This is a genomic window from Williamsia limnetica (genome assembly GCF_003217475.1).
Classification (GTDB): Bacteria; Actinomycetota; Actinomycetes; order Mycobacteriales; family Mycobacteriaceae; genus Williamsia; species Williamsia limnetica.
In genome coordinates this window covers 189,367-198,906 of the sequence record NZ_QJSP01000013.1, presented here as the reverse complement: position 1 = coordinate 198,906, position 9,540 = coordinate 189,367, and the positions used below count along the sequence as shown (strand labels likewise).

The window sequence follows — 9,540 nt, the reverse complement described above, 5'->3', positions numbered from 1 at the left end:
CGGCGGACAAGGCATGGCCATGGTCCTCGAACGCCTGAACTGAACCTGAACCAAACAAAAGAGCCCGCGACCGAATGGTCGCGGGCTCTTCTGGTTCGATCGCTAGTCCGAGTTGAAGTAGCTCAGCAGGCGCAGGATCTCGACATACAGCCAGACCAGGGTGACGGTCAGGCCGTAGCTCGGGATCTAGGACCTCGCGAGCGGTGCCGCGTTGGTCGGAACAATGACTGCTTCCTGATCAGCTGCCACATTGATTTGCTTGATGTTGCGGGGCAGCAGAATTGCGGCAACGGCGCCGAGGGCACCCGCCACCGCGACGATCAGCCACCCGTAGATGATCGCGTCATTGTTGTAGATGACAGCGCCTTCGACCTCGAGCGCGACATGCGAGTTCATGACGCTGAAGGCGATGACCGGAAGGATCGCAGCGAACATACTCTGGAAGACCGCAACCATACTTGCCGTGGAGGCCTGCAATTGCGGTGGAACGGAGACGATCTGCAGGTTCGGAATCGACGCGTAGCCCGTACCTGTCGCCAGGCCTATGATGGTCGCGATCAGGAAGACAGACAACTTCGTATCGTGCGCGTAGGCCATCAGCACACCACCAAAAATGAACAGGGTCATGCCGGCGATCATCGTAAGGCGAGGCTTGACGTTTCGGCCCACGAGTACCCCGACAACGACACCAGCCACCACGCCCGCTGCACCCAGCGGCGCCTGGTAGAGCGCGACGCCCTCAGCGTCGGCACCGAACCCGTAGCCCAGATCCATTCCCGGTATCAGGGGTGTCATCACCATGGTGGGAAGGACCACGGCGACCAGCGCAGATATGGCGTAGCAAAAGCCTGCAGAAATGGCGGTGAAGATGACCGGTCGCTGGCCGAACAGAGCGAGATCGACAAGAGGTTCACGTATGACGCGAGCGGAGGCCACCCAAGCGACCAACAGCGCGATACCACCGAACATGTAGGCCAACGTAGAACCGGCACTCCAGCCCCAGGTATCGCCGAAGCTGATTGCCACGAGAACGCCGCCAACGCCACCGCCGAGCAACACGGCACCGATCGGATCGATACGCGAGCGCAGACGAACGGGCGATTCCGGCGTCGTCACGACGATGAGACCGGCAGACACGACAAGAATTCCGCCAATGACCCAGAAGACACTGCGGAATCCGAACGAATCGATCAACCAACCGGAGAAGAACGGCAGCGGAACCGTGATGAGCCCCATCCCGCTTGTCGCGATGGCAACGGCCAACGGAACGATTTTCGAAGGGAACACATCTCGGATGAGGGAGTAGCTCAAGAACAACGTGGCGATGAAAAAGCCGGACAGAATGCGACCCGCAAGCATCACCGTGTAATTGGGCGCCAGCGCGGAGATCACTGATCCGACGATCGTGAAACCGATGCAGACGAGCAGCAGTCGGCGCTTGCCGTGTGTGTCAGCAAGTTTGCCGACAACGGGGCTTATTACTGAACCGACAAGCAGCACCGACGCGAGCATCCACGCACCCTGAGTGGTCCCGAACTCGACGGAAATCAAGGGGATCGTCGTCGCCACCATGATGTAGCTCATCGACAGAACCTCGAGCACCAGCACAAAAGAGATCAGCGACAACACCAGACGTAACGACCAACCTCGTTCGTCCACGTCCGGCGCCGGAGCGCTCGGCGAATCAACACTCATTGGGCATTCCTTTCGAGTCGTACCCACGGAAGGCACGAGAAATTGTGGTGACCCACCACACACCGCGTGCAAGATATGCCGCTACTTACGCTCCCGCTAAGCGGGAATCATCTCGAACGATCGATTCCGATCCGGCAGCAGAACGCCGCAAAGTGGTCGTACGTAGGCGGATCAGCTCGATCGAACGACGTGACTTGTGGTCCACTCCAGAGGCAACAGGTATTCACGCAACGTTTTCAGGAGTCGACTCGACGAAGACACCAGTTGTTGTCGCCGATGCGACATCGCCGGATGAATCACCGCGAACTGGGTCAGTCGGGGGCGTTGGGACGGGATCAGTTCAGAACCGATTCACGTCCGGTCTTCGAAATGAACACGCCCGCGGTCTATCGCGATGCCCCGATCTGTGCTGACCTCGAAGTTGCCATTGGAAGAACTCGCGATTTGGACGACCTCGCCTGGAAATACAACAGCGCTGAAGCGGCCCTCGAGTTCCACGAGATCTGCGGGGTGAGTGCCTGCCAAATCGGCCAACACCAGTGTGGCGGCCGACAGCGTAGCCAGGCCGTGCAGGATGGGACGGGGTTGCCCGATTGCTTGTGCTGCCACGGGATCGACATGGATGAGATGGCGATCCCCCGACAGGCGGTATAGTAGTGCGGCGTTTTCTGGTATCAGAACGGACTGCGTTGTGACCGGCTCGGAGTCTGCGGGGGGAATCACGGCCGGGCCTCGATCCCCGCCGAAGCCACCTCGACCAGGCGCGAAGATCGACCATGTCGCGTCGAAGTATTCGCAACTCACCATGACGTCGAAGACTGCGGCGCGCCCCTTGTCCCATACGCCCGTAACCGTTGCCGCCAACGTCGCAGCACCTGCGGGAGCCAGCGGCGCATGGACTTTCAGACGTTGCGAACCGTGAAGTGCCTGACGTACGTCGAATGCGCCGGTTTCACCGAGCGCATCCGGTGCCCATTGCGCCAGGCTCAGACCAAAGGTCGGCAGCACCCGAAGATCTCGCTCGAAGACCAAGTCCAGCTGATCCGGACGCGCCCCCACCGCGAGTGCGAACAAGATTGCATCGCGTTCGTCCCATGAAACTTCTCGCGAACCCAGGTCGCGGCCTAACCAGGTGTCCGCCGTTGAGCTGGTCATCAGCGCCTTCCTTGAATTGTGGGCACACATTTCTGAGCGAGGGACGCTCCAGGCACTCGCTCACCAGCCACCGTCATCCCGTCAACTCGGCCTTGGTCAGCTCGAGATAGCCGAGTCATTGTCGATCGCGCGCAGAGCGCGATCTGCTTTCGCAATGTCTTGTACGGCCAGGTGACTGAAGAGCATCGAAGTGGCGATCGGATTGCCACCGGCGGGATACGCTTCGCCGCTGGGCGCGGCCATCGTATTGCCGCTCGCATAAAGACCGGCGATCGGGGCGCCCGACCGGTCAAGCGCCCGGCCCACAGCATCGGTTCGAATACCGCCCTTGGTGCCCAGGTCAGACAGGCCGAGCGCGGCAGCGTGAAAGGGGCCACGCTCGATCGGAACCATCGGTGAGTGTCCGCCGAAAAATGCACGGTCATAGGCCTCGTCGCCACGGCCGTAATCGAGGTCGACTCCAGCGGCCACGAACCCGTTGTATCGCGCGACCGTGGCCGCCAGACTGTTACTGGGCACGCCGATCTTCTCGGCAAGTTCCTCGAGGGTGTCGGCTGAGTGCCACAACCCTTCGGAAACGAATTTCTCTGCTTCGACCATGGTCACGCTTGTCGACTTGATCGGAGGGACTTCGCCCTCGCGGTCATCGAAAATGATCCAGTAGGGAAGACCCAGGTTGCCTTCTGCGAGTGCACCGAGAGCAGTCCTGCCTATCCGATCGTAGGGCCCGGACTCATTGACGAACCGCTCCCCGTTGCTATCGACGAAGATACCGCCCGTGATCCACAACGAGAACGTCGAACGTCCGTCTGGATGCGTGATTCCCGGCGACCACCATGCCTGATCCACCAGGTCCACATCTGCCCCCGCTGCAATGGCGGCCCGCAGTCCCAGTCCGGTATTGGTGGGGACGCCCATGGTGTCATCGGCTGAGCCGGGCACGCCGAATGTCTTGCGCATCTGATCGTTTGCCTCGAATCCGCCGGTACCGAGCACCACGCCACGACGCGCGCGAACCGCGATCCGCTGCCCGTCGCGCTCGACGACCGCTCCGGTGACCGCGCCGTCCTCGACGACCAACTCGACGAGGGACGAGTTCAGGTGAAGCGACGCATTCGGGTATGCAGAAATTGCCATGACGAGACGTGCTATCAGAGCCTGTCCACCGATGAGCGATTCGGGAAGTGGAGCCCCCAAGCGGTCCGTGTCCAGCGGCGGTCGTAGCGAGTCACGGAGGCTACCAACCTCTTCCGCGGTCAGTGGCGCGGCGGTCATGTGACGCATACCGTCGGTTTTGGCCTTCGGTGCCTTCCCGTAGTAGTCGGGCCACGGGAGCAACGCGAATTCGATGTTCGCGTCTTGCTCCAAGTACTCGACAAGCGGAGCACCGCCCCGCACAAACGCTTCCTGGATGTCCTTCGGGGTCCGGTCTCCTACTACCGACTGGTAGTAGGTAAGCGCGTCTTCGACAGTGTCATCGACGCCGGCACGCTTCAAGACAGGATTGCACGGAAACCACATTCCTCCACCAGAATAGGCCGTGGTACCACCGAACTTGTCGCTCGCTTCGAATACCGCCACGTCGAGACCCTCACGTGCTGCGGTGTAGGCGCCCGCCAGTACTCCCCCAGATCCCGCGATGATCACATCGACTTCTTCGTTCCAATTCACCGGCTGGCTCCTTCGTTTGCTTGTCGAACCCGGCACAGGCCGGGCCTGTCCGCACGGTGGGCGGACTATCTACTTCACGAAAACGTCGCGGTGACCTGTCCCAGGCCGCGACCGAACACCGCGGTAAATGTCTCTCCGGGATGGACATCGATCGCCCTTGTCAGCGATCCTGGCAGCACAACATCTCCGGCACGCAGCGCGACGCCGAAGGCCGACACCTTGTTCGCCAACCACGCGACCGAGGTCGCGGGGTTTCCGAGCACCGCATCAGACCGCCCATCGGCGAGAAATCGCCGTGGCGCAGTGGCGCCCGCGCCGGTGACGTGCACCTGTACATCGATGTTGGTCAAATCCACGGTGCTGGGGTCAATTCGCTTCGTGCCGAGAACAACTCCGGCTGACGACGCATTGTCGGCTATGGTGTCCTCGATCTTGATCTGCCAGTCCCTGATACGGCTATCGATCAACTCGATGCTCGGAACAATCGCGCGCGTCGCGCGAACGACATCGTTTTCCGTGCATCCTTCACCAGGCAAGTCTTCACCCAAGATGAATGCCACCTCGAATTCGACTCGTGGAGCACAGTATGCACTCGTTCGGATCGGGTCGGCTTCGGTGAGCATCATGTCATCGAGCAAGTGCCCGTAGTCGGGCTCATCGACATTCATCATGTCTTGCATGACTTTCGAGGACAATCCGACTTTGTGCCCTACAACTCTTGCTCCACCCGCCACTCGCCGGCGGATGCCCAGCAACTGGATCTCGTACGCGTCCACGACGTCGATTCCGGGAAACCCGATCACTAACGGTTCGATGGGCTTTCGAGTCTGTTCGGCATGCGCCAGCAGCTCTGCTACTTGTTGCCTACGCTGATCGTCGATGATCGGCTCACTTTCTGAATGGTGTCGGGTGATGCCTAGTGCAGCGACGCGGGCCGCATCAGACCGCACGCTGAATGTAGGGATCAGATCCATCGGTGAAGTCCATGAGGTCGGACATCACCGTCGAGTTCGCCGACCTGGGGCCGCGGTAGGCGGCCGGTTGCGTGCCCCCGCCGACCAGAGGACCAAAGATCCGATATCGATATATACCCAGCATGCGCGCGAGTACTTTCGTCTGCTCGAACCGCATCCGGGCGAGCTCGGCCGCCGGCCTGTCGACGCACCGCTGATACCGGTCGCGATAGACCAGAATTGCTCCGGCACCGTGCTGCTCGACCGTACGCGTCCACGCCGCGGCTTCGAGCCCACACCGGCACGCAGCTGAGCCGCCCACCTCGCTGTCCAGACAACGACCGCGGATGCCGATCAGCGGAACGGCGTCACCCTCCAGCCGCCCGAATGCGCGCACACACACCACATCGCAGTCGGCATCGAATACGGAAAGCTTCCACTCACCTTGGGTGCCGTGCGCCGTCGCATTCCATCGGGTGTCTGCGCTGTCGATGACCGGTATCTCAAGGATCGCGGCCAGCATCTGCGTATGTTCCCTATTCGCGATCTGATCGTTTTCGTCGAACATCAGCGGCGCGATGGCAGCAACCCGTGGCAGACTTGCCAGATGGCATAACCGCAAGGCTGCGGCCGCCTGCCCGCGCCCCGCGGGATCGGCACGCAGGACCATCACATGACCGGGCCTGGTGAGGTCCGCCGGTCGCGAATCTGTGCTCGCGAGCACGCCGAGTGTAAGGGCTCGGTCTCGTGCCGATATTCCCGTGGTCACCCCGTCGGCGGCGTCGACCGCGACACTGAACCGTCGGTTCGCGTCACCTTTGTTCGACGCCGTCGGTATGTCCGGCAGCTCCAATCGTGCGGCGTGCGAGTCGGTTACCGCCGCACACACCAGGCCCGACGAATACTCGATCATTTTGGCCACTTGGCGACCGTCGACCGTTTCTGCCGGCGCCACCAGATCCGCCCTGAAGGACTCGCCAACTCCGTCAATCACGATGGCCATGCCACTCTGGCGGAACGAAAGCAGCAGTTCGTTCCGCCTGGAGTCAGCCAAGGCCGGGCCCTGCGGTGTCGACGTCATGTGTTTCCTCTCCGTGATCAGCCGGCGACGAGGTCTGCGACCGCGGCCGTAGACGGCTCGGTCACCGGGCCCGTGGTCTTGGCGAGTTGGATCGCGACGTCGATGATCATGTCCTCTTGTCCACCGACGTAGCCCAACTCACCGCAACGGCGAAGGATCTCGTGGACCGGCACTCCATAGCGGGCACCAGCAGCTTCCGCGTGGAGCAGAAAACTCGAGTACACGCCGACCCAACCCTGGACTATCGCATTGCGATCAATTTTCGGCCACCGGTTGAGGTACGGCTTGACAACGGTCTCAGCGGCGTCGAGCGCAGCCATCACGTCGAGCCCGGTCGTGATGTTCATTCGATCGAAGACTGCGGCAACGAGTTCGGTCGGGGTGTTGCCGGCTCCGGCGCCGAGCGCGCACAACGAGCCGTCGATGTAGCGGACCCCTGACTGGTAGGCAATGACCGAGTTCGCGACTCCGAGGCTCATGTTCTGGTGGCCGTGATAGCCCACCCAGGCCTCGTCCCCCACTTCAGCGATCAAGGCGTCGAAACGATCTTTGGCCTCGTGCATCAGCAACGCACCAGCCGAGTCAGTCACGTACGGCACCTGGCAGCCGGCATCGACCATCAGGCGGGCCTGTTTGGCGAGATTCTCCGGACTGGTCCGGTGCGCCATCATCAGGAAGCCGCACGTCTCCATGCCCAGCTTGCGCGCAATCTCGAAGTGCTGCAGCGAAACGTCGGCTTCGGTGCAATGGGTGGCGATCCGGACGACCTGGGCACCGCGGTCGGCCGCCTTCCGGAGATCCTCTGCGGTACCGATACCGGGGACCAGCAGGACGGCAATCTTTGCCTGCCCGGCGGTCTCGGCCGCGGCCTGGACCAGTTCCAGGTCACTGGTTCGAGAGAACCCGTAGTTGAAGGTCGACCCGCCGAGCCCGTCCCCGTGTGTGACCTCGATGATCTCCACGCCCGCCCCGTCGAGGGCGCGGACGGTGTCGCGTACCTGCGTTTCGGTGAACTGGTGTGATTGTGCGTGGCTTCCGTCGCGCAGTGTGGTGTCGACGATGCGAACGTCGTCACGTAGTGCCGGCTTGCTCATGCTGATACTCCGATCCGGTTGCGGGCGATCGCGTCGCCGACCCGCGCTGCTGCCGCGGTCATGATGTCCAGGTTTCCTGCGTACTTGGGCAGGTAGTCACCGTTGCCCTCGACCTCCAGGAAGATGGCGACGCGGCCGTGTCCGTCCCACCCTTCTTTCGGGTCGTCGAACTGCGGGTCGGCGCGCAGTTCGTAACCGGGCACGTAGGACTGCACCTCGGCGACCATGCGGTGCACCGACTCTGTGATCGCTTGGCGATCGGCATCAGCATTGATCATGCAGTAAACGGTGTCTCGCATGATCATCGGCGGCTCCATCGGGTTCAGAATGATGATTGCCCGTCCACGCTCGGCGCCTCCGACTTCGGATACCGCCTTGCCGGTCGTCTGGGTGAACTCATCGATGTTGGCGCGAGTACCCGGCCCTGCGCCGCGAGAGGCCACCGACGCGACGATCTCGGCATAGGGCACCGGAGTCACCCGGGACACCGCATGCACCATCGGGATGGTCGCCTGCCCACCGCAGGTGATCATCGAGACATTGGGCGCCTCGATGTGCTGGGTAAGGTTCACCGGCGGGCAGACCATCGGTCCGATGTGCGCAGGCGTGAGGTCGACCGCCTGAATGTTCAACTCCGCGTATCGCGGCGCATTCAGCACATGCGCCTTCGCCGACGTCGCCTCGAAGACGATCTCGGGAAGCGGGCTCTGCTGTAGCAACCAGTCCACTCCGCCGGCCGAGGCAGCGACTCCCTTGGCTCGTGCCCGTTCCAGGCCGTCGGACTCGACGACCCCGACGACATATTGAACAGAGATCGACTCGAGTCTCTCGAGTTTGGCCAACAAGTCGGTTCCGATGTTTCCCGGTCCGACAATCGCGGCGTTGATGGGTTCCATGGTCAAAGCCTGACAGTATGCGTCACCGGGTCCGAGATGACTTCCCATCCATCGGGAGCAGAGATGAGCCCAATCGCCAAGTCATGAGTACCTCAAGTCAGCCGTCAGTTCTCCCGGCCGAGGAACGCCAGGACTGCAGATTCGAACGCGGCCTTCTGCTCGATCATGACCCAATGACCGCAGTTCGGAAAGACATGCAATTCTCCCTGCGGCAGCGTCCGCATCGGAATGATGGCCATGTCGAGGGGGCTCACACGGTCGTCACGTCCCCATGTCACCAGCACAGGAACCTTGATCTGGTTGAACTTCGACCACAGTGGCGGCTCCGTCGAGTCCGCCGCCGCTTTGATCATCTGACCAAATGCCGCCGAACCATACATCTTTCGAGCACTTTCCAACGTTGCCGGCTCAGTTGCCTGCGTCCACCGGTCCTCGACCAATTGCTCGGTGACCATCCGGGGGTCGTAGACCATCGAATTGAGCCACTGCGTGAGCTTTTCCCGAGTCGGATTGTCGGTGAACTCCATGAGCAGCTTGATGCCCTCGCCGGGCCCGGGGCTGAACAGACTTGTACCGATCCCACCGATCGTGACCAGTTTGCTGACCCGCTCAGGATGATTGATCGCCAGTGAGACACCGACGACTCCCCCCATGGAGTTACCGACGACCGCCACCTTGTCCAGACCCAGTCCGTCGAGAAACTCGATCACGGCCCGCTGGGCCGTCAGCATCGGATGACCACCGAAATCATCGCTGACACCGAACCCGGGAAACTCCAGAATGAATGTCCGGTGGCGAGCGGCGAACTCGCCGAAGTTACCGGCGAAATTGCGCCAACCGGTGACACCAGGACCCGAGCCGTGCAGCAACAGCAACGGAGGCCCCTCACCGCGCTCGTAGTAACGAAGCACACCCGATGGTGTACGCAGCTCTTTGGGGGCCTGCTTTCCAGTTTCGATTGTGGTCATGGATTGAGCTTGGCATCGAGATGGGCC

At 61.7% G+C, this 9,540-nt stretch carries 8 protein-coding genes and 1 pseudogene; all 9 read right to left on the bottom strand.

Features of this window, described 5'->3' with window-relative positions:
* Nucleotides 1-102: 102 nt before the first annotated feature.
* Nucleotides 103-174: pseudogene (locus DFR67_RS21630) on the bottom strand (Bax inhibitor-1/YccA family membrane protein); the annotation flags it as partial.
* 12 nt (nucleotides 175-186) lie between these two features.
* Nucleotides 187-1,695, bottom strand: a complete 1,509-nt coding sequence (locus tag DFR67_RS21625; RefSeq protein ID WP_110471541.1) for an MFS transporter — start codon at nucleotides 1,693-1,695, stop codon at nucleotides 187-189.
* A 351-nt stretch (nucleotides 1,696-2,046) separates the two neighbouring features.
* On the bottom strand, nucleotides 2,047-2,850 hold the full coding sequence (locus DFR67_RS21620) for a MaoC/PaaZ C-terminal domain-containing protein (protein ID WP_110471540.1): 804 nt from the start codon (nucleotides 2,848-2,850) through the stop codon (nucleotides 2,047-2,049).
* 96 nt (nucleotides 2,851-2,946) lie between these two features.
* Nucleotides 2,947-4,521: an FAD-binding protein gene (locus tag DFR67_RS21615; RefSeq protein WP_110471539.1), complete on the bottom strand. Its 1,575-nt coding sequence runs from the start codon at nucleotides 4,519-4,521 to the stop codon at nucleotides 2,947-2,949.
* A gap of 74 nt (nucleotides 4,522-4,595) precedes the next feature.
* The gene (locus DFR67_RS21610; RefSeq protein ID WP_110471573.1) at nucleotides 4,596-5,405 is read right to left on the bottom strand and encodes a 2-keto-4-pentenoate hydratase; all 810 of its coding nucleotides are present in this window, start codon (nucleotides 5,403-5,405) and stop codon (nucleotides 4,596-4,598) included.
* A 55-nt stretch (nucleotides 5,406-5,460) separates the two neighbouring features.
* Nucleotides 5,461-6,555, bottom strand: coding sequence for a 3,4-dihydroxy-2-butanone-4-phosphate synthase (locus tag DFR67_RS21605; RefSeq protein WP_110471538.1), 1,095 nt, complete (start codon nucleotides 6,553-6,555; stop codon nucleotides 5,461-5,463).
* Between the two features lie 17 nt (nucleotides 6,556-6,572).
* On the bottom strand, nucleotides 6,573-7,649 hold the full coding sequence (dmpG, locus tag DFR67_RS21600) for a 4-hydroxy-2-oxovalerate aldolase (RefSeq protein ID WP_110471537.1): 1,077 nt from the start codon (nucleotides 7,647-7,649) through the stop codon (nucleotides 6,573-6,575).
* Nucleotides 7,646-8,551, bottom strand: coding sequence for an acetaldehyde dehydrogenase (acetylating) (locus tag DFR67_RS21595; RefSeq protein ID WP_281268361.1), 906 nt, complete (start codon nucleotides 8,549-8,551; stop codon nucleotides 7,646-7,648). The genes dmpG and DFR67_RS21595 overlap by 4 nt, the downstream gene beginning before the upstream one ends.
* A 98-nt stretch (nucleotides 8,552-8,649) precedes the next feature.
* The gene (locus DFR67_RS21590; protein WP_110471535.1) at nucleotides 8,650-9,513 is read right to left on the bottom strand and encodes an alpha/beta fold hydrolase; all 864 of its coding nucleotides are present in this window, start codon (nucleotides 9,511-9,513) and stop codon (nucleotides 8,650-8,652) included.
* Between the last annotated feature and the right edge of the window lie 27 nt (nucleotides 9,514-9,540).